At 42.4% G+C, this 20,704-nt stretch carries 20 protein-coding genes; 17 read left to right on the forward strand and 3 right to left on the reverse strand.

Annotated features, from left to right (window positions below):
- Window positions 1-51: 51 nt before the first annotated feature.
- Complete coding sequence (gene helD, locus A5878_RS07505; protein ID WP_086295198.1) at window positions 52-2,331, reverse strand: RNA polymerase recycling motor HelD; 2,280 nt, start codon at window positions 2,329-2,331, stop codon at window positions 52-54.
- A gap of 140 nt (window positions 2,332-2,471) precedes the next feature.
- On the opposite strand from helD, the gene A5878_RS07510 reads away from it, so the two are divergent.
- From A5878_RS07510 to rbfA, 12 genes are all read left to right on the forward strand, one after another.
- Window positions 2,472-3,344 (forward strand): aminoglycoside 6-adenylyltransferase, encoded by an 873-nt coding sequence (locus tag A5878_RS07510; RefSeq protein ID WP_086295200.1) that lies wholly within the window; start codon window positions 2,472-2,474, stop codon window positions 3,342-3,344.
- A complete protein-coding gene (locus A5878_RS07515; RefSeq protein WP_086295202.1) occupies window positions 3,314-3,811 on the forward strand; it encodes an ASCH domain-containing protein in 498 nt (165 codons plus the stop codon). The genes A5878_RS07510 and A5878_RS07515 overlap by 31 nt, the downstream gene beginning before the upstream one ends.
- An 88-nt stretch (window positions 3,812-3,899) precedes the next feature.
- The gene (locus tag A5878_RS07520) at window positions 3,900-4,076 is read left to right on the forward strand and encodes a 2-hydroxymuconate tautomerase (protein ID WP_005225916.1); all 177 of its coding nucleotides are present in this window, start codon (window positions 3,900-3,902) and stop codon (window positions 4,074-4,076) included.
- A gap of 311 nt (window positions 4,077-4,387) precedes the next feature.
- On the forward strand, window positions 4,388-6,328 hold the full coding sequence (gene thrS / locus A5878_RS07530; RefSeq protein WP_086295204.1) for a threonine--tRNA ligase: 1,941 nt from the start codon (window positions 4,388-4,390) through the stop codon (window positions 6,326-6,328).
- A gap of 174 nt (window positions 6,329-6,502) precedes the next feature.
- Window positions 6,503-6,937, forward strand: a complete 435-nt coding sequence (locus A5878_RS07535; protein WP_034857985.1) for a DUF4234 domain-containing protein — start codon at window positions 6,503-6,505, stop codon at window positions 6,935-6,937.
- A complete protein-coding gene (locus A5878_RS07540; protein WP_256925774.1) occupies window positions 6,934-7,275 on the forward strand; it encodes a DUF2752 domain-containing protein in 342 nt (113 codons plus the stop codon). Before A5878_RS07535 ends, A5878_RS07540 begins: the two co-directional genes overlap by 4 nt.
- A 207-nt stretch (window positions 7,276-7,482) precedes the next feature.
- Window positions 7,483-7,956, forward strand: coding sequence for a ribosome maturation factor RimP (rimP, locus tag A5878_RS07545; RefSeq protein ID WP_005225920.1), 474 nt, complete (start codon window positions 7,483-7,485; stop codon window positions 7,954-7,956).
- Window positions 7,957-7,977: 21 nt separating this feature from the next.
- The gene (nusA, locus tag A5878_RS07550; RefSeq protein ID WP_060792086.1) at window positions 7,978-9,192 is read left to right on the forward strand and encodes a transcription termination factor NusA; all 1,215 of its coding nucleotides are present in this window, start codon (window positions 7,978-7,980) and stop codon (window positions 9,190-9,192) included.
- Window positions 9,193-9,208: 16 nt separating this feature from the next.
- Complete coding sequence (gene rnpM, locus A5878_RS07555) at window positions 9,209-9,505, forward strand: RNase P modulator RnpM (protein ID WP_005225922.1); 297 nt, start codon at window positions 9,209-9,211, stop codon at window positions 9,503-9,505.
- Entirely contained in the window at window positions 9,498-9,800 is a 303-nt protein-coding gene (locus A5878_RS07560) for a YlxQ-related RNA-binding protein (RefSeq protein WP_015509584.1), read from the forward strand. Before rnpM ends, A5878_RS07560 begins: the two co-directional genes overlap by 8 nt.
- A 12-nt stretch (window positions 9,801-9,812) precedes the next feature.
- Entirely contained in the window at window positions 9,813-12,545 is a 2,733-nt protein-coding gene (infB, locus tag A5878_RS07565) for a translation initiation factor IF-2 (RefSeq protein ID WP_086295206.1), read from the forward strand.
- 32 nt (window positions 12,546-12,577) lie between these two features.
- Window positions 12,578-12,928, forward strand: coding sequence for a 30S ribosome-binding factor RbfA (rbfA, locus tag A5878_RS07570; RefSeq protein WP_005225925.1), 351 nt, complete (start codon window positions 12,578-12,580; stop codon window positions 12,926-12,928).
- A gap of 51 nt (window positions 12,929-12,979) precedes the next feature.
- Here the strand turns inward: rbfA and A5878_RS07575 are convergent, their stop codons facing one another.
- The gene (locus A5878_RS07575; protein WP_086295208.1) at window positions 12,980-13,558 is read right to left on the reverse strand and encodes a phosphatase PAP2 family protein; all 579 of its coding nucleotides are present in this window, start codon (window positions 13,556-13,558) and stop codon (window positions 12,980-12,982) included.
- A gap of 122 nt (window positions 13,559-13,680) precedes the next feature.
- On the opposite strand from A5878_RS07575, the gene truB reads away from it, so the two are divergent.
- From truB to iadA, 4 genes are all read left to right on the forward strand, one after another.
- Window positions 13,681-14,607, forward strand: a complete 927-nt coding sequence (gene truB / locus A5878_RS07580) for a tRNA pseudouridine(55) synthase TruB (protein WP_086295210.1) — start codon at window positions 13,681-13,683, stop codon at window positions 14,605-14,607.
- 2 nt (window positions 14,608-14,609) lie between these two features.
- Complete coding sequence (ribF, locus tag A5878_RS07585; protein WP_179190636.1) at window positions 14,610-15,563, forward strand: riboflavin biosynthesis protein RibF; 954 nt, start codon at window positions 14,610-14,612, stop codon at window positions 15,561-15,563.
- A 239-nt stretch (window positions 15,564-15,802) separates the two neighbouring features.
- A complete protein-coding gene (gene yfcC / locus A5878_RS07590) occupies window positions 15,803-17,494 on the forward strand; it encodes a putative basic amino acid antiporter YfcC (RefSeq protein ID WP_179190659.1) in 1,692 nt (563 codons plus the stop codon).
- A gap of 30 nt (window positions 17,495-17,524) precedes the next feature.
- On the forward strand, window positions 17,525-18,709 hold the full coding sequence (gene iadA, locus A5878_RS07595) for a beta-aspartyl-peptidase (protein WP_086295218.1): 1,185 nt from the start codon (window positions 17,525-17,527) through the stop codon (window positions 18,707-18,709).
- 136 nt (window positions 18,710-18,845) lie between these two features.
- On the opposite strand, the gene A5878_RS07600 is transcribed toward iadA, so the two are convergent.
- Entirely contained in the window at window positions 18,846-19,712 is an 867-nt protein-coding gene (locus A5878_RS07600) for an aldo/keto reductase (RefSeq protein WP_050759602.1), read from the reverse strand.
- A 117-nt stretch (window positions 19,713-19,829) separates the two neighbouring features.
- Between A5878_RS07600 and A5878_RS07605 the strand changes: the two genes are divergently transcribed.
- On the forward strand, window positions 19,830-20,477 hold the full coding sequence (locus A5878_RS07605) for a hypothetical protein (protein ID WP_086295220.1): 648 nt from the start codon (window positions 19,830-19,832) through the stop codon (window positions 20,475-20,477).
- Window positions 20,478-20,704: the final 227 nt, after the last annotated feature.

Consider the following 20,704-nt stretch of genomic DNA (forward strand, 5'->3'; position numbering starts at 1 on the left):
ATCACGATCGGCTTGTTTCCTTTGGGAACTCGCCGAAAGTGATGTTTTTTGTTATCCGATCGTTGATGCTTCTTGGAACTGATAAGTGGTAGGATCAGCTTTTGCTAGCAGCGGCAATTCCTCTTGGGTGAGGACGGTCAACTGATGCATCGCCCGTGTCGCCATTGTATAAAAAATCAATTGGTCTTGTTCAGTCACGAAAGTGGCACCTGGTGTCCAGACAAATACTTGGTCAAACTCTAGCCCTTTTGCTAAAAAGGCCGGGAAGATCATCACATTGCGTTTCATGAAGTCTTCTTCAGAGGTGATCAGCTGCACTTGTTCCTGCATTGTTTCTGCCAGCTGGGCATATAACTGCTGGCAATCCTTTGCGGTTTTACAAATGATCGCGGTGCGCCAACGCTGATTCTCAGCTGCGTCACGAATACTGGTTTCTAGGAAAGCCAGATTTTCAGTTGCAGTTCCTTTAACAATTGTTGGTACCGCCCCTTTACGAGCCGTCAATTCCACTTGATCACTGCCAACTAAAAATTGATTGGCGAAATCTGTGATTTCCTTAGTCGAACGATAGCTGGTTTTCAATTGATAACGTTTCACACTTTCGCGGGGGAATAATTCTGCTAATGCCCCGACGATCGTTTCATTGCCATACACTTTTTGATTCAAATCGCCGCACAGGGTGATGCCAGCCTTTGGATAAAGCTGACGCAGTAGGGCCACTTGTGCTGGTGGAAAATCCTGCATTTCATCGATAAAGATAAACCGAGCTTTTTCTTCGACATGAACAGGATAAAGCTGTTTGATCAGTAAGAAAAACAAAACGGCGTCTTCTTGTTTGATCTGTCTTTGGCGCATGCCTTGTCGAATATCGGCAATACTTTGCTGCCAAGTCGCAGCCTCGATGCCAGTTTCTTTGACTGCAGCAGACTCAACCGATTGTAAAAAGTGTAAGTATTGCTTGGCTTGGTTGATAAACTGAAAGTTTTTCACTCCTCGCGTCAAGGAACGGAACTTCTTGCGGACGATCTGCTGTCTAAGTTTCTTCCGCAAACGGCGTTCGTTTTCTTCGCTGTATTCTTGATGAGGATCATTGGCAAATACTTGTTGCAATTGTTCTTCGGTCGCTTCTTTGACCCAGTCTTTTTTGGCTTCATCTTTTTCCAAGCCGCCGATTTTTTTTAATAATTTTGTTTGAAGCAGTTGGGTTCTTTGGTAAATCGGCAGTTCGTTATTGGTTTCTTGATACCAGCGGCGAATCTGTTCTTTTGTCAAATAGGTTTGCCCTTGGATTTTTAGATCACGGAACAAGGGACCGATCGGTGCAATCGAACGGACATAACGGTTGATTTTTTCCACCAAGAAAAGACTACTTTTGATTTTTTCAATGGCATCATCGTCGCCGCTTAAAAAGGTTTCTTCTTGTTGGGTTTCTTTCGTCACTTCATAGCCAGTCAGAATCAATTGGATAAAGTGGTGGAAGGTTCTTGTGGGCACTTCACTTTCACCTAAAGAAGGCAGGACCATGGAAATATAGTCAGAAAACAAATGATTGGGTGAAAACAGCAAGACTTGTTTTTCGTCCAACCATTTGCGATTCCGATAAAGTAAAAAGGCGACCCGCTGCAACAAAGCAGAGGTTTTCCCACTTCCAGCAATTCCTTCGATCAGTAAGAATTTATTGGTGGTATCACGAATGATTTGATTCTGTGCTTTTTGGATCGTCGAAACGATGTTACGCATTTGAGAAGAAGAGGCTTCATCCAATATTTCCAACAAAAATTCGTCATTGATGATCTCCGAAGTATCGACCATCGACAAGATTTCACCATTTTGAATTTTAAATTGGCGTTTCAAAAGCAATTCTACCGTAAACCGATCAGTGTCTGTTTCGTAGAAGGTCTCACCAAGCTCTCCTTCATAATAAAGATTGGCGATCGGTGCGCGCCAGTCGATGACGATCGTTTCTTCATCTTTGTCTCGCAATGAAGCGATCCCCAAATAGAGGGTCTCGGTTTCTTGTTCTTCTTTGAAATCGATTCGAGCAAAATACGGATTGCCCGCCATCGTTGTTAAGGTTTTGACGCGTTTTTCTTGTGATTCTGCGGTTTGGTATTTTATCAGCAATTCTTGTTCATGCTGCTGGTACTCGATAACTGATTCATAAAAGGCTTCACTGTCGCCCCCGCGAATTTTCTTATCGGCGATTTCTTTTAATTGATCATCCATTTTAGCGGCTAACTCTTGTTTTTGCTGCGAAAGGATCGCTTGTTCTCTGTGGATCAGAGCAATGGTTTCATTGACATGTTGTTGTTCTTTTTGACGTTCGTTCACGAAGGATCCTCCTTAAAAAAATTGCGACATAAAATTATAGCATATTTTCCCTGCGAATGTCGTGGAAAAAAAGAAACTATGCTAATATTTATAAAAAGAGCTTAGGTGTTCAAAAACGAAACGAAAAAGAGGTGGAGACGGTGAGGGAAGAAGCAGAATTGCACCAATTGATCCTGTCTGTGGGGCAACGTGTTGGGGCACGTGCCATCGGTTTATCTGGTTCACGGACCGATCCACAGGCGCCAAAAGATTTTTTACAAGACTTTGATGTGGTTTACGTAATGAATGATATTCAGCCCTTGGTCGATGATCCTTCATGGTTAGAAGCCTTTGGACCGATCATGATCAGGCAAACACCGGAAGCTAGCACCATCTATCCGCCAAGTTTGGGCGGGTGTTTTACGTACTTGATGCATTTTTTAGACGGAGTAAGAATCGATCTCATGCTATGTCCTCTTGCACTGGTCGATCGTCTGGCTAACGAACCAGGCTTGCATCCGCTGCTTGATCCAGACCAAATACTAAGTTTTGCTAATCAAGCAAATCATTCGCATTACTGGATCAAGCGCCCGACCCAAGCCGCTTTTCAGGAACACTGCAACGAATTTTGGTGGGTAAGCACGTATGTCGTGAAAGGGCTGCTTCGAAAGCAGCTGATTTATGCTGCGGATCATTTATACACTATTTGTTGGCAAGAATTGTTATGGATTGAAGATTTGTTCGTTGCCCAAGCTCAGCAATTTCAGGTGAGTACAGGGAAAAATCATAAATACCTACAGTCGTTTCTAACGGAAAAGGAGTGGCGGGAATTGACCTCATTGCTTGATTTTTCCACGATCACTGCCTGCGGTCAGTCCCTCTTGAAGATGCAAAAACGTTTTGATGGCCAAGCAAAGAACATCAGCGAGAAATTAGGGCTGGCCTATGATTGGCAAGAAGCTGAGAATGTCCAAACATATACGAAGTATTGGAGTGAAAAAAATTGGCAGATGAAACCAGAGATTCAAAAATAAAAGACTGTCAGATTCAGGCGTTTTGGCAGCGGTTTTTAAAAGCAAATCCAAGAAATCAATCTCCTTTGACCTATGAAGATGCTTGGTCCTTTGGTGATACACCACAAATGGCCGATGAACTGGCAGCACTGGTTTTAGCTGGCAAAAAGACGGCAACGACATCTGCCGCTGCGCTCTATGAAATCGAGCAAGAAGCATTGCCGCAATCAGGAACCTATAGTGTCCTTTTAAATGGGTCGGATGTACCAAAAGCTGTTCTTTACTTAGAGTCAGTGTCGATCGTGCCTTTTGATGAGGTGACAGCAGATTTTGCCTTTTTAGAAGGGGAAGGAGATCGCACTTTGGCTTATTGGCGCCGTGTTCATGAAGCTTTTTTTCGACGAGCTTATGCCTCAGCGGGGTTGTCTTTTCACGATCAAATGCTGTGTGTTTGCGAAAAGTTTTGTGTCGTTTATCAGGAAGAATAAAGTCATGGTTTTCTTTGGAAACCAAGGTAATAGTTTTTGTCTTTTTGAAAAAGGTGTATAATCAAAAGCAAACAAAGGAGGAAGTCGTATGCCATTTATCCATGTCGAACTAGTTGAAGGACGTTCGCAAGAGCAACTGACGAATATGATGAAAGAAATCACTGAGGCGGTCCATAAAAATACAGGCGCCCCTAAAGAGCATATCCACGTTATCATCAATGAAATGAAGCAAGGAACCTATGCTGTGAATGGCGATTGGAAATAATTCTCTTGCTTTTTTATCAAGAGAGTGGTTTAATTGAGCCATAATCGATCAATAAAAAAGACACCTGAATTTGAGAGTCTTCGATAAGAGAGGGAAATCTTGGCTGAAAATTTCCTAGAAGAAAACCAAAGGATGACCACTTTTTTAAGACCTCTGTTGAAACGGAGGCGGTTGAACCGTTATCTCATGAAGAGGAAAACAGACTTTTTCTGTTTTTGAAGAATAGGTGGAACCACGAGTGATCGTCCTAGTATCGTAACCGATACTAGGACTTTTTTTATTGATTGAAATCATCAAAGGAGGACATTCATATGTCATTATTTATTACATTTCCTGATGGCGCAAAAAAAGAATTTGCTGTTGGGGTAACAACCAAAGAGATTGCTGAAAGTATCTCGAAAAGTCTTGCAAAGAAAGCCTTAGCTGGAAAAGTCAATGGACAACTGATCGATCTTTCACGTCCGATCGAAGAAGATGCAACGATTGAGATCGTGACACCCGATCATGAAGACGCCTTAGGCTTACTTCGTCATTCGACAGCTCATTTAATGGCTCAAGCCATGCGCAGACTCTATCCATCGATCCATTTTGGGGTAGGACCTGCAATTGATTCTGGTTTTTACTATGACACAGACAATGGGGAAAACCCAGTAACTGCAGAAGATCTACCAGCAATCGAAGCAGAGATGATGAAGATCATCAAAGAAAATCTGCCAATCGAACGCCGCGTGTTAACAAAAGAAGAAGCGTTGACCCTTTTTGCCGAAGATCCATACAAAGTAGAGTTGATCACTGAATTACCAGATGATGAAACGATTACTGCCTATCAGCAAGGTGAATTTGTTGACTTATGCCGCGGCCCTCATGTCCCATCGACAGGTCGTATCCAAGTGTACAAATTGTTATCAGTAGCCGGAGCCTATTGGCGTGGAAGTTCTGATAATCAAATGATGCAACGGGTATACGGAACAGCCTTTTTCGATAAAAAAGACTTGAAGGAATTTATCCGTTTACGGGAAGAAGCAAAAGAACGCGATCATCGCAAATTAGGAAAAGAATTAGAATTGTTCATGTTATCACCTGAAGTCGGCGCTGGTTTGCCTTTCTGGCTGCCAAAAGGAGCTACGATCCGTCGTACGATCGAACGGTATATCGTGGACAAAGAAATCAGCTTAGGGTACCAACATGTGTATACACCAATCATGGCAAACGTGGATCTATACAAAACCTCAGGGCACTGGGATCATTACCATGAAGACATGTTCCCGCCAATGGATATGGGGGATGGGGAAATGTTAGTATTGCGACCAATGAACTGTCCGCATCATATGATGGTTTATAAAAATGACATTCATTCGTATCGTGAGCTACCTATTCGGATCGCTGAATTAGGCATGATGCACCGCTATGAAAAATCAGGGGCATTATCTGGATTGCAACGGGTTCGGGAAATGACCTTAAATGATGGTCATACATTTGTTCGTCCTGATCAAATCAAAGAAGAATTCAAACGGACACTGGATCTTATGGTGGGCGTTTACGAAGACTTTAATATTACTGACTATCGTTTCCGTTTAAGTTATCGCGATCCACAAAACAAAGACAAATATTTTGATGACGATGCGATGTGGGAAAATGCGCAAACAATGCTAAAAGCGGCCATGGATGAATTAGAATTGGATTATTTTGAAGCTGACGGTGAAGCAGCTTTCTACGGACCTAAACTAGATGTCCAAGTGAAAACAGCTTTAGGTATGGAAGAAACCTTGTCAACGATCCAATTGGATTTCTTATTGCCTGAACGGTTTGATCTAACATATGTTGGTGAAGATGGCGAAAACAATCACCGTCCAGTGGTGATCCACCGCGGAATCGTTTCAACGATGGAACGTTTTGTGGCTTACCTGACAGAAGTCTATAAAGGGGCATTCCCGACTTGGTTGGCACCAATCCAAGCATCGATCATTCCGGTCTCAGTCGAAGCCCACAGCGACTATGCTTACGAAATCAAAGAACGCCTGCAAGCGCAAGGACTGCGAGTGGAAGTGGATGACCGCAACGAAAAAATGGGGTATAAGATCCGTGCATCACAAACCCAAAAAATTCCTTACCAAATTGTTGTTGGGGATCAAGAAGTCAATGATGCGACAGTCAATATCCGTCGCTACGGCAGCAAGGAGACCCAAGTCGAAGAATTGAGTTTGTTTGTTGATGCAATGGCTGCTGAAGTGAAAAATTATAGTCGAGCATAGCTTTTGGTTCAAAGAAAACGAATGATTTTATAGTATAGGCACCTGCTTTCAGTAGGTGCTATTTACCTTTTTTAATCTATATAAAATAAAATAATTAGATTTTTTTTGTTTTTGTGAATAAAATCGTGTATAATTAGTAAGTGATAAAAAGGAATAAACTAGAAGGAGTTTGTGATGAATTATAATTACGGAGTTAGAAAGAAATCGGTTGTATCGGTCATTTTATTAACATTTATTACTTGTGGCATTTATACATTCTTTTGGATGTACCAAACAACCAAAGAGCTAGCAGAGTACAGCGGGGATAATCGTCTTTCGCCAGAAACGTCGATTTTACTCACGATCCTTACTTGCGGATTGTACCAAATTTATTGGTGGTACCGAATTGCGGATATCTTTATGAGTGCACAACAACGAGCGAATATGCCTCGTCTGAGTGACAACAAAATCCTTTTTGTCGTCTTGAGCCTTTTTGCTTTTGATTTCATCAACATGGCGATTTTACAAGGTGATATGAATCAAATGTGGGAAGCAGCTGATCAAAATGCCATGATGTCATCTGCTACATCAAACGATTCGTCTGATTCAGATGATTGGGTCGATTATTGATTTGTCCGTTTAAATGGTTAACGGGGTTTCCTTGTCCAGGTTGTGGCATGACGCGCGCCTACTTGCACTTATTTCAGGGTGATCTTGAAGGTGCGCTGCATTTTCATCCCTTGTTTTGGTTAGTGCCGATCGTATTCGGAATCGTTTTGTTCAAAAAAAATCCGAAAATCAGCAAACTTTACCACAGTCACAACCTGTGGCTGACCTTGACACTTTCAGTACTAGTGGTTTATGGTGGTCGGCTCTGGCTTCATTTCCCACATGACGCGCCAATGGACTTTGATCCAGAGAGCATTTACCCACAACTACTACGCCGGATTGGTCAAGTGATTCACTAACAGCCATTCACCCAAGCATTAAAAATCTTTAAGAAAATGCTTTGTTTTTTTCTGAAAGCGAAGGGAACATGCGACAGTAGTTGAATCTTTATGAAAATTGTGTTATATTTACAATGTAATGATACTTAGAGTGAGTGAGCGGTTTTTTCGCTCACTCTTTTTAATGGAATGAAGTTCGTTTCGTTGAGAAATAAAGGAGGCGATGTTGTGAGTACGGTAGTGGAAACTGTTACAGATATAGTGACCCCTATTCTGGATGCGCAAAAATTTGAATTAGTTGAAGTAGAATTCGTGAAGGAAGGGAAAAATTGGTTTCTTCGTGTGTTCATCGATAAAGAAGGCGGAATCGATATCGAGGAATGTGCCTTTGTCAGTGAACAACTTAGTGAACAATTAGACCAATGCGAACCTGATCCTATTCCACAGGCCTATTTCTTGGAAGTTTCTTCCCCTGGCGCCGAGCGTCCATTGAAGAAAGAAGCAGATTATCAACGGGCAGTCGGCGAGTACATTCATGTTTCTTTATATCAACCGATTGATGGAGAAAAACAGTTCGAAGGCTTTTTACAGTCATTCGACGAAAATCAGCTAGTTATTAAGACCCGAATCAAAACCAGAGAAAAAGAACGAACGATCGACCGGAAAAATATTGCCAAAGCTCGTTTAGCCATTCAATTTTAAACACGGAGGAATGAAAGAATCATGAGTAAAGAAATGTTGAATGCATTGGATGCATTAGAAGCAGAGAAAGGCATTTCAAAAGAGATTGTCATCGATGCCTTGGAAGCGGCATTGGTTTCAGCCTACAAACGTCATTACGGGCAAGCACAAAATGTGGAAGTTGAATTTGATCAGAAAAAAGGCAACATCCACGTCTATGCAGTCAAAGAAGTGACAGAAGAAGTCATGGACTCGCAACTAGAGGTTTCATTAAAAGAAGCGATGACAATCAATCCCGCTTATGAAATCGGCGACAAAATCCGTTTTGAAGTAACGCCTAAAGACTTTGGTCGTATTGCGGCGCAAACGGCAAAACAAGTCATTTTGCAACGGGTCCGTGAAGCAGAAAGAAACATTATCTATAACGAATTTAGCGCGTACGAAAAAGACATTCTGCAAGGAATCGTTGAACGCCAAGACAATCGTTATATCTATGTAAACTTAGGCAAAATTGAAGCCGTGCTTTCAAAACAAGACCAAATGCCAAATGAGTTTTATCAACCCCATGATCGGATCAAAGTATTCGTTTCTCGTGTTGAAAATACTTCGAAAGGCCCTCAAGTATTCGTTAGCCGTAGCCATCCAGATTTGCTACGCCGATTATTTGAACAAGAAGTGCCAGAAGTATATGATGGTACTGTAGAGATCGTAAGTATTGCTCGTGAAGCAGGGGATCGTGCCAAAGTCGCTGTTCGTTCCTTTGATGCCAACGTCGATCCAGTCGGCACTTGTGTTGGTCCTAAAGGTCAACGGGTTCAAGCGATCGTCAATGAACTAAAAGGCGAAAACATGGACATCGTGGAATGGAATGAAGATCCAGCGATCTTCATCGCCAATGCGTTGAATCCAGCAGAAGTCAGCGACGTTATTTTCGACGTTGATAATCCGAAAGCATGTACTGTTGTCGTTCCTGATTACCAATTATCATTGGCGATCGGTAAACGCGGACAAAATGCTCGTCTAGCAGCCAAATTGACTGGCTTCAAAATCGATATCAAATCAGAAACAGATATGGAAGAGTTTTATGCGAAGCTGGATGAAGGCGACTATATCGATGAGTATGATGCAACTGCTTCAGAAGCTGCTGAAGAAAGCAGCACAGAAGCAACAGAATCTGCAGAAACAGTTGATGAAGCGATCCTTTCATCAGATATGACTGCGGATGATTATGAAAATGTTGAGTTTGACGAAAAATAGTTGAGGTGAGATCGTGATGAAAAAACGAAAAATTCCTTTACGAAAATCAGTGATTTCAGGCGAAATGCTGCCTAAGAAAGAAATGCTTCGTATCACTCGTTCAAAAGAAGGCGTTGTTTCCATCGATCCAACAGGAAAAATGCCCGGTCGAGGAGCTTATATAGCGATCGAACCGGCTGAAGCCCAGAAAGCATGGGATAAGCGGATCTTGGATCGGGTGCTGGAAACGAAATTAACAGATGAATTTTACCAAGAACTATTGGACTATGTAACGCACCAAAAAGCGCGAAAAGAGTTATTTGCAAATGAATAAAACCAAAGCATTAAATATGTTAGGACTAGCCATGCGTGCTGGGAAATTAGTGACTGGTGAAGAAATGACCTTAAAAGAGATTCGCAATGAGAAAGCTGCTTTGGTCATTGTCGCCAGTGATGCTGGTAAAAATACACAAAAGAAAATTAAGGACAAAAGTTCTTATTACGAAATTCCGCTCCTAGATGCATTTTCTGCTGATGAAATCAGTGCGGCCATTGGGAAACCAAGAATGGTCATTGGCATCTTAGATCAAGGATTTGCAAGGAAGGTGCAGGAATTAATATTAGGTTAGGAAGGTGATTGCATGGGGAAAAAAAGAATTTATGAACTTGCAAAAGAATGGAACAAATCGAGCAAAGAGGTTGTTGAAAAAGCACAATCTTTAGGCTTTGATGTCAAAAATCATATGGGCGCGATCTCAGATGGAGAGGCGCAGAAATTGCAGCAGTCATTAGGCGGCAATCCAAATGGTAAAACATCTGCAAACTCAAATCCCGCAAATCAGAAACCAGCCAACCAGCCGGAAAAACAAGAACAAAAGAAATTTAAAACGCAAAGAAATAATCCTAACTTCCAAAACCGTCATAACAATCAAAGTCAACAGCGAACTACGCAAAGCAATAACCGTCCTGCTGGTCAAGGACAAGTAGAGCGCACGAACAGTCAAGGAAGTAACAGACCAAATAACCAAGGAAGTCATAATCGAGTGAATAACCAAGAGAATCGTAACAATCAAGGGCAACAAAACCGCCCAACAAACCAAGGACAACAAAACCGTCCGAATAATCAAGGGCAACAAAATCGCCCAAACAACCAAGGACAACAAAATCGTCCGAACAATCAAGGACAGCAAAACCGTCCGAATAACCAAGGGCAACAAAATCGCCCAAACAACCAAGGGCAACAAAACCGTCCAAACAATCAAGGACAGCAAAACCGTCCAAACAACCAAGGGCAACAAAATCGTCCGAATAACCAAGGACAGCAAAACCGTCCAAACAACCAAGGACAACAAAATCGTCCGAACAATCAAGGGCAACAAAACCGTCCAGCCGCTCAATCTTCTGGAAATACGCAAGGGGCAGACCGCAACAACAACCGTACGCAAGGCTCGAATGATTCCCGTGGAGGAAATCAAAACCGCGGCAAGTCAAATTACGGTGGACGCAATAACAATTTCAACAACAACAATCGCAATAAATTTAACAAAAAAGGGAAAAAAGGCCGTCAGCAGACGGAAAAGAAACCGCCAGTTCCAGCACGTAAATTCCGTGAACTGCCAGAAGTATTGGAATATACAGAAGGCATGAACGTAGCGGATATCGCGAAAAAAATCTACCGTGAACCAGCAGAGATCATCAAGAAGCTCTTTATGATGGGGGTTATGGTCAATCAAAACCAACCTTTAGATAAAGATACGATTGAACTGCTTGCTACCGATTACGGAATCGAACCACAAGAAAAAGTTCAAGTGGATATCGCAGATATCGATAAATTCTTCGAAGCAGAAGAACAAATTGAAGAGAATTTAGTATCACGACCACCTGTTGTTACCATCATGGGTCACGTTGACCACGGGAAAACAACATTGCTTGATACATTACGTCATTCACGCGTAACAAGTGGTGAAGCTGGAGGAATCACGCAGCATATTGGGGCTTACCAAATCGACATCAATGGCAAACCAATCACTTTCTTAGATACTCCTGGACACGCGGCGTTCACCAGTATGCGTGCACGGGGAGCAAGTATCACTGATATTACGATTTTAGTTGTCGCAGCTGATGATGGTGTCATGCCGCAAACGGTGGAAGCGATCAACCATGCGAAAGCAGCAAAAGTGCCAATCATCGTTGCAGTTAACAAAATCGATAAACCAGGTGCTAACCCTCAACATGTGATGCAAGAATTAAGTGAACATGAGTTGATCCCAGAAGCTTGGGGTGGGGATACGATCTTCGTTGAAATCTCAGCGAAATTTGGGCAAAACATTGAAGAATTGCTTGAAATGATCCTCTTAGTAGCAGAAGTCGAAGATTTGAAAGCTGATCCTACCCAACGAGCGATCGGTACCGTTATTGAAGCGCGCCTTGATAAAGGCAAAGGTCCTGTAGCAACACTATTGGTACAACAAGGAACTCTTCATGTTGGTGATCCAATCGTTGTAGGGAACACTTTCGGTCGTGTCCGCGTGATGACGAATGATTTAGGTCGTCGTGATAAAGCAGCTGGACCTGCAACGCCAGTCGAAATCACAGGATTGAACGATGTCCCTCAAGCAGGTGACCGTTTCGTTACCTTTGAAGATGAAAAAACGGCTCGGGCAGCAGGTGAAGAACGTGCAAAACGTGCCTTGATGGAGCAACGCGCATCAAGCAGTCGTGTGACATTGGATAACTTGTTTGAAAGTCTAAAAGAAGGCGAACTGAAAGAAGTAAATGTCATCATCAAAGCAGACGTACAAGGTTCAGCTGAAGCATTAGCTGCTTCATTGAAGAAAATCGATGTTGAAGGTGTGCGAGTGAACATCGTCCATTCAGCCGTTGGTGCAATCAATGAAAGTGATGTAACGCTAGCAGCAGCAAGTAATGCCATCATCATCGGATTTAACGTCCGTCCAACACCGCAAGCCAAACAGCAAGCGGAAGCGGAAAAAGTCGATATTCGTTTGCATCGCATCATCTACAAAGCGATCGAAGAAATCGAAACCGCGATGAAAGGGATGCTTGATCCTGAATTCGAAGAAAAAATCACTGGTCAAATGATCGTTCGTGAAACATACAAAGTATCTAAAGTGGGCACGATCGCAGGTTGCTACGTAACGGAAGGCAGTATTCGCCGTGACAGTGGCGTCCGCGTGATCCGTGACGGCATCGTTATCTATGAAGGAAAACTTGCCAGCTTGAAACGCTTCAAAGATGATGTCAAAGAAGTGAAGCTAGGGTTTGAATGTGGCGCGATGATCGAGAAATTCAACGATCTTAAAGTTGATGACGTGATCGAAGGCTATGTCATGGAAGAAGTACCGACAAAATAACGGAATGACAACTATACAAGGAGGCTTTTTGAATGGCTAACTATCGAGATCGCCGAGTGGCGCAAGAAATCTTAAAAGAAGTCAATCAAATTCTTCGTAAAAAAGTTCGTGATCCTCGCGTGCAAGATGTGACGATCACAGATGTACGAGTAACTGGAGATTTACAGCAAGCAACGATCTTTTACAGCACCCTAACGGACTTAGCTTCAGATAAGCAAAAAGCCCAAGCAGGACTGGAAAAAGCAACTGGCTTGGTTCGTCGTGAATTAGGTCAAGCGTTAACGCTCTATAAAGTTCCAGAAATCCAATTCGAATTGGATGAATCAGTACAATACGGGAATAAAATTGATGAAATGATTCGCGCATTGCACTCAGAAGAATAAAAAAAAGAGCAGCTTCCAATCGAAGCTGTTCTTTTTTATTTGAAAAGAGCATCAGGTATTCATCAGTAAAGTTACCAGTCCAGCAACACCTGTCCCCAAGAGCCAGCCTCCGATCACATCTGTTAAAAAATGGATCCCTAAGTAGACTCTGCTAAAGCCGATCATAAAGCTTAACAAAACTGCCAGCAGAGTCATCGGAAGGACTGCTGAGGGAACCAATTGTCCAAGATTCAAGGCGATCGTTCCGTACATGGCAGCGGATGTGGCAGCATGGGCACTAGGAAAGCTGTGATCTTTTTCTTCAACTAAACGATGATCAATAGGACGATCTCGTCGGACGATTCGTTTGATCAAGTAAGCAGCTGCTGATACTATGAAGATACTGACTGCTGTTTTTGGTGCAAGATCCGCCCGCGATGATGGAAAGGCAAACAACAGTAAAGCGATCGCAACTGTCGGAAAGGCTTTTCCTAAATTGGTAAAAAAGTGCATCATGCGCGTCAAAGAGGGCGTACGGCTTTGGATGATCTGCAAAGCAAACGCTTCTTCCCAACGCTGCATCGTGCCGAGCTGAATCATGATCAAAAAAATGGCAAATCCAATAAATGACCCTATCGTTAAAACAACCATTTTAGGACCTCCTTATATGCTTAGTTTATCATGTAATGAGAAAGAGCGAAAAGGATTTTGTCGTGCAATGAATTTTTTTTATATGTTATAATAAGCAAGTTGAAGTGAAATGGAGGAATACGATGGACGGGATTTTACCATTATGGAAAGAGCGTGGACAAACAAGTCACGACTGCGTGTTTAAATTACGAAAAATATTAAAGACAAAAAAAATCGGACACAGCGGCACACTAGATCCTGACGTGGATGGTGTCTTGCCCATTTGTATCGGAAAAGGAACGAAGATCGTCGAATACTTGGTTGATTCTGGAAAAGTCTACACCGGGGAAATCACTTTGGGCTTCAGTACCACTACAGAAGATCGGTCGGGGGATATCGTTGAACAACAAGCACTAACTCGTCCTTTTACGAAGGAAGAGATCGATCAGGCAATGAAACAGTTGACGGGGACGATTACCCAGATCCCGCCGATGTATTCGGCGGTCAAAGTCAATGGCAAACGACTTTACGAATATGCTCGTAACAATGAAAGTGTCGAGCGGCCACAGCGCAAAGCAGAAATTTATTCCTTTGAACGAATTTCAGAGCCGATTATTCATGAGGACAATACGCAAAGCTGGCGTTTTGAAGTTTCTTGTGGAAAAGGGACTTATGTTCGCACGTTAGCGGTCGACACAGGGAAATTGCTGGGTGTACCCGCGCATATGTCTGATTTGACTCGCCTAAAAAGCGGTGGTTTTTCAAAAGAACAATCCTACACGATTGCAGAGGTGCAAAAGGCAGTCGATGAACAACGTGTTTCGGAACTACTACTACCTTTAGAATACGGGGTATCAGAATTTCTTCAAGTAACGATCGATGCAGACCTCTGGCAGAAAGTAAAAAATGGCATGCGTTTGCCCTTCAGCGCGTTTGGATTACCAAAGCGCCCAGAGGAATTAGTGGCGATTTTTTATCGAGAACAATTGATCAGTATCTATAAAGCTCATGACAAATACCAGGATATGATGAAACCGGTAAAAGTCATCCGTACAGAAATAGGAGAATGAATATGGAAATCATTGAAATAAGACACCCTTATGATCACGCAGCGATTCCTGATGAGGAGATCGTCTTAGTTTTAGGCTTTTTCGATGGCGTGCATTTAGGTCATCAAAAAGTCATTGAAACAGGACGAAAGATTGCAGAGGAGAAAGGGTTAAAATTGGCGTTGATGACCTTTAATCAGCATCCCTCGATCGTTTTTCAAAAGGTTGATCCTGAAAAAATGCAATACCTGACCAGTTTGCCGCAAAAAGAAGCGCACATGGAACAACTTGGGGTAGATATTCTTTATATCATTGAATTTACTTCTGCTTTTGCAAATTTGGCACCGCAAGTATTTGTAGATGAATACATGATCGGACTGCATGCAAAAGTTGTTGTTGCAGGTTTTGACTATACCTATGGCAAGAAAGAGATGGCCAACATGGCGCTTTTGCCATCCTATGCAGAAGGACGTTTTGAAGTCGTGACTGTCGCGCAAGAATCGTTTCATGAGGAAAAGGTCAGCTCCACACGCATTCGCTCTGCACTACAAAATGGTGATATGGCGCAAGTCAATCGCTTGTTAGGGTATATTTATGAATTTGAAGGAACCGTCGTTCACGGTGATGCTAGAGGACGAGAACTTGGGTTTCCAACCGCAAATATCAAAGTGAAGAGCACCGTTCGGTTGCCAAAAGAAGGCGTCTATGTGACGGAAATCAAAGTTGGTGACAAGTGGTATCCATCGATGGGATCGATTGGTCACAATGATACGTTTGGTCAAGGTCGCCAGTTAACAGTAGAGATTTATATTCTCGATTTTCACCAAGATATCTATGGTGAAACCGTGGCGATCCGTTGGCATCATTTCTTACGTGATCAAGTCGCTTTCAATGGCGCACAAGCGTTGATCGAGCAATTAAAGCAAGATGAACGAGACACTGAAGCTTATTTTGATGGGCTTTCTGAAGAAAACTAGTCATTCGTAGTGAAAAGAAGCGTTTCTGGCTTCTTTTCACTTTTTCTTTTTCTCTCTTTTTATAACGTAGTTTATTTGAATTCTAATGCTTTCCCCATGAGGAAAAAACGTTTTTTCGATATACTAAAAAATAGGCTAAAATGATAATTTATGCAGTACGCTGCAAAGGGAAAGGGAGAGAAAAAGTGACAATTGGAAAAAAAGCGAAAAAGGGGAAAGAAAAGAAAGATTTAACCAAAATGAAAACGCCGCATACGTATGTCATCATTTTTGGGGTCGTGCTGTTGGCATGGTTGCTGACTTTCTTAGTTCCTGCTGGGAAATTTAGTACACAAGAAATCGAGTATACCGATGCAAATGGGGACATAAGTACCAGAACGGTCTTGATGCAAGATTCGTTTCGTTATGCCTACCCGTTAGATAACGAATACGTCTATCAACAGTTGAATCAATTGGAAGACGATCCACAAGAGCTGGAAGAATTAGATGTCGATCCTGAGGCTTTAGCAGCTGTTCTAGCTGAAGGGCCTAAAGAGTTGTCCCAGAGTCAATTAGATGAGGTCGGGCTAACGGATGACACCCTTTACAGCCTTTATGGCGAAAAGATTTATGATACTTCAGAAAAACTGCATAAAACAGCCAAGGTTTGGGGAACCGATGACTTTGGCGGTTTCGGCTTTTTAAATTTTGTTTTTGAAGGGTTGGTTTCTGGCGACAAATACGGCTCAGCAGTAGGGATTGCATCACTGATTTTAGTGGTCGGTGGTGCATTTGGTATTATCATGCAAACGGGAGCGATCGATGCGGGGATCTTTGCATTTATCAGCAAAACCCGTGGATTAGAACGTTTGGCATTGCCGCTGTTGTTCTTTGCTTTTTCATTTGGTGGTGCTACTTTTGGGATGGCAGAAGAAGTCATTCCGTTTTCGATGGTCATGGTGCCTTTCGTGATCGCATTAGGGTATGACTCGATCGTGGCGGTCACTGTCACCTATGTCGCCTCCCAGATTGGGAATGCCACCTCGTGGATGAGTCCATTTAGTGTGGCAGTGGCTCAAGGGATCGCAGGTATTCCCGTTCTTTCAGGCGCAACGTTCCGAATCATCATGTGGGTCGTGGTTACCGCATTATCCGCAGGATACCTCATGATCTATGCCGAAAGAATTCGCAAGAATCCTGAGAAATCGCTCACGTATCAATCAGATGCGTATTTTCGAAATCATCTTGAAAAAACCTCCAGTGAGCAAAAACCATTTTTATTAGGTCATAAATTGATCTTGGTTGAAATGCTGGCGGTCTTGATCTGGATCGTATGGGGTGTGACACAAAAAGGCTATTATATTCCCGAGATCGCTTCTCAATTCTTTGTTATGGGCTTAGGGGCAGGAATCATAGCGGTTCTTTTCAAATTAGAAAATATGGGCTTGAATGATGTGGCGAGTGCCTTTCAATCAGGGGCCTCAGAATTAGCGGGAACTGCAATCGTTGTAGGGATGGCCAAAGGGATTCTTCTGGTTCTCGGCGGTTCTGATGCCAACGTGCCGTCAGCCTTGAATACGATTTTGCACAGCATCGGTGGTTTGTTAAGCAATGTTCCAGCATTTATTGGGGCATGGTTCATGTACATTTTCCAAAGCTTCTTCAATTTGATCGTGACCTCCAATTCAGGTCAGGCTGCATTGACCATGCCGATCATGGCGCCATTAGCTGATCTTTTAGGTGTTTCAAGACAGATCGCTGTATTGGCTTATCAATTAGGCTCAGGCTTCATGGATGCCTTCACTCCAGTATCGGCAAGTCTGATCGGTGTGCTAGGTGTCGCAAGAATCGAATGGGTGAAATGGGCGAGATTCCAGATCAAAATGCAAGGGTTCTTATTTGTATTAGGAACGATCTTCATCTTTATTGCAGTCGCGATCGGCTTGCAATAAGAAGCAATCAGACACGAGGAGGAAGCACTCATGAAGGTGATACGACAAGCGGAGGTTTATGCGCCTGACTATTTAGGAAAAAAAGATATTCTTTTAAGCGAAGACAAGATTATTGCTATTGAAGATTCGATCGAAGGAGGATTCTCAGTGGTTCCTCTTGAAGAAATCGATGGCACAGGGTTACTTGCTGTTCCCGGCTTTATTGACTGCCACTTTCATATCTTAGGAGGTGGCGGGGAAGGCGGCTTTCAGAACCGGACACCAGAAGTGAAATTGTCTCAGCTGACCTCTGCGGGGGTAACGACAGTGGTTGGGTGTTTGGGTACTGACGGAGTAGGCAGAGATATGACTGCCTTGATCAGTAAGGCCCGTGGACTAGAGGCAGAAGGCATCACGACGTACTTGTATGACGGTTCTTATCGATTGCCATTGACTCCGGTCACCGATTCTATCATTCAAGATTTTTTGACTATTGACAAAATCATTGGTATCGGTGAAATTGCCGTTTCTGACCATCGTTCTTCACAACCGAGTTTCGAAGAATTTACCCGCGCGGTGGCGGATGCCCGTGTTGGTGGGATGCTTTCTGGAAAAGCAGGCATCGTAAACGTCCACTTAGGTGGAGGAAAGAGAAAATATGAACTGCTTTTACGAACCATCGAAGAAACAGAGATTCCAATCAGCCAATTTTTACCGACACATGCCAATCGGACCAGCGAGCTTTTCGAAGCAAGTATTGCTTTTGCAAAAATGGGTGGAACGATTGATTTTACAGCGAGTGAGGATCCTGATTTCTGGGAAAAAGAAGACGATGAGGTTCGCTTCAGTAAAGGATTGAAGCGTTTGTTAGCAGAAGGGATCGGGCTGGATCAATTTACCATGACCTCTGATGGGCAAGGCAGCCTCCCGTACTTTGATGAAAACAATCAATTCATAGGTCTGGGTGTCGGTAGTTCGCGAGCCTTGATGGTAGGCATTAAAGAAGCAGTCCAAAAAGAGCAGATTCCATTGGAGATCGCCATTCGAGCAATCACTTCTAATCCAGCGAAAGTATTGAAGCTTGATCAAAAGGGACGTCTTGCAGCAGGGATGGATGCTGATATTTGCTTGCTGAACAAAGAAACATTAGTAGTAGAAACGGTTCTAGCGAAAGGCAGAACGATGGTAGAAAAACAAGAAGTAAAAGAGTGGGGTACCTTTGAGCAACTAACATAAGAAGATTCCAGCTTTGACAAACTAAGAAACGGTTGTTTTTCTAAACAGAGTTTTAGAACAAAATAAGCAGCCCGATCCATGACCAGCATTTACTGGACTTGATCGGACTGCTTTTTTTAATTAAACGCAAGCATTCTTAAGCTTGCAACGCATCCAATTTCTTCATATCTTCTTCAGAAATTTCAAAGTCAACTTTGGCATTGTCAGAAATGTATTCTTCATGAACGGATTTTGGCAATGGCAGAATGTCTTTTTGTAGCAAGTAACGAATTGAAAGTTGTGGAATAGATTTTCCATAAGCTTCCGCAATCGTCTTCACTGCATCGTTATCGAGTAAACGACCGGTGGCGATTGGAGAATAGCCTTCCACTAAAATTTCGTGGTCTTTACAAAATGCCAATAACTCTTCATTTGTGCGTCCAATATGGTAAACAAACTGGTTGACCATCGGTTTCACATCGCAATGATCAAAAATATTCTGTAAATCTTTTTGATCGAAGTTGGAAACACCAATTGATTTTACTTTCCCACTTAAGTAGGCTTCTTCTAGTGCTTTCCAAACATCGATGTTTTCAAGATAAAAATCTTTGTTTTCTGGATTGTTTCCCATGATTTTCCAAGGACGAGGAGCGTGGATCAAAATCAAATCGATATACCCTAAGTCAAGTTTTTTTAGAGAAGCATCAATGCTATCAACCGCTTCTTGATAGGTCTTCAACTCAGCAGGTACTTTCGTGGTAACAAAAATTTCTTCGCGGGCAACGCCTGAATCGCGCACAGCTTTCCCAACCGCTTCTTCGTTTTTGTAAGCTGCCGCTGTATCGACATGTCGATAACCGTTTTGAATGGCAAATTTTGTGGCGTTGTAAGCATCTTCTGGAGAAGATTGCCAGGTTCCAAGGCCAATCTTAGGAATCGTCAGTTTGTTCTGCAAGGTAAATGTTTCTTGTAATATCACGTATCTCAACCTACTTTCATCGCTTTTTTTTGTTACATCTTCCATTATAAAACGTTTTCTTGTTTGAAACAAATCAGACGCTGAAACTTTTTCGGTAAATTGACTTTCAAAAGGATCTTTGATACATTATCAGCAACCTAAACGCAGAAAGATGTGGAAAAAATGAATTTTGTAAAAGAAGATTTTGCCTATTATCGGCGCTCTTTTGAATTGATGTATCGCAGTTATTTCCGTAGAAGAATGATTGCCCTAGGTGTGGCGATTTTGATTATCTTAGGTTATTTATTTTTGTTAAAAGAAAGTTTGCTTTTAAATATCATCTTGCTAGGTATTTTGCTAGGGATGATGGCGTGGCTGGTTTCACTTTCTCAGAAAGCGAGTGAGGTCGTACGTGCTTTTGAAGAAGAAAATCAGGTGCCGCAAATTCATCAACTGACAGAATTCGAGGATCATTATGCGTTCCCAATGAACGATGGAACAACGATGCGCGTGAAGAAAAACGGCAATCGCAACTTCCCTTCCAATAATAAGCAGTACACGTTGATGGCAGGCTATAAAAAAGTTTTCTTTGTGCAACAACCCTTGATGATTTTTTACTATGACCTCTTGGAAATGAAGTATGATGAAGCGTATCGTTTGAAACGAAATCGCCAAAACGGGTTCAATCGTTGGTCGCGTTATTTCAGCTTTCGCTCCTTTAAGGGAGCGATCGGCAATGTTTTTCAATTCTTGCTGGGAAATATTTTCTTCTTATTTATTGCGTATCGGTTGATCCGCTATCTGATCGATATTTTGCTGCACATTCTATAACGGTCGCCAAGGGGATAATTCTCATCGTTTTCATAGACTGGTGAAAAAGATGATAGGACTTAATTTTTTTAAAAAGGTATACTTAAGTCAGATAAGACAAGCAATTGTCTTTCAAGAATAAGAGTCCTGCTCTTGTTAAGTAAGCCGTCAGCAACAGCTTATCTATTGTGGCGCTAACAGTTTGGGGGAAGTGTTAGTTCTTGTAACAAACAGATTTTTTTCTGGGT

It is taken from the genome of Enterococcus sp. 3G6_DIV0642, from assembly GCF_002140635.1.
GTDB lineage: Bacteria > Bacillota > Bacilli > Lactobacillales > Enterococcaceae > Enterococcus_D > Enterococcus_D casseliflavus.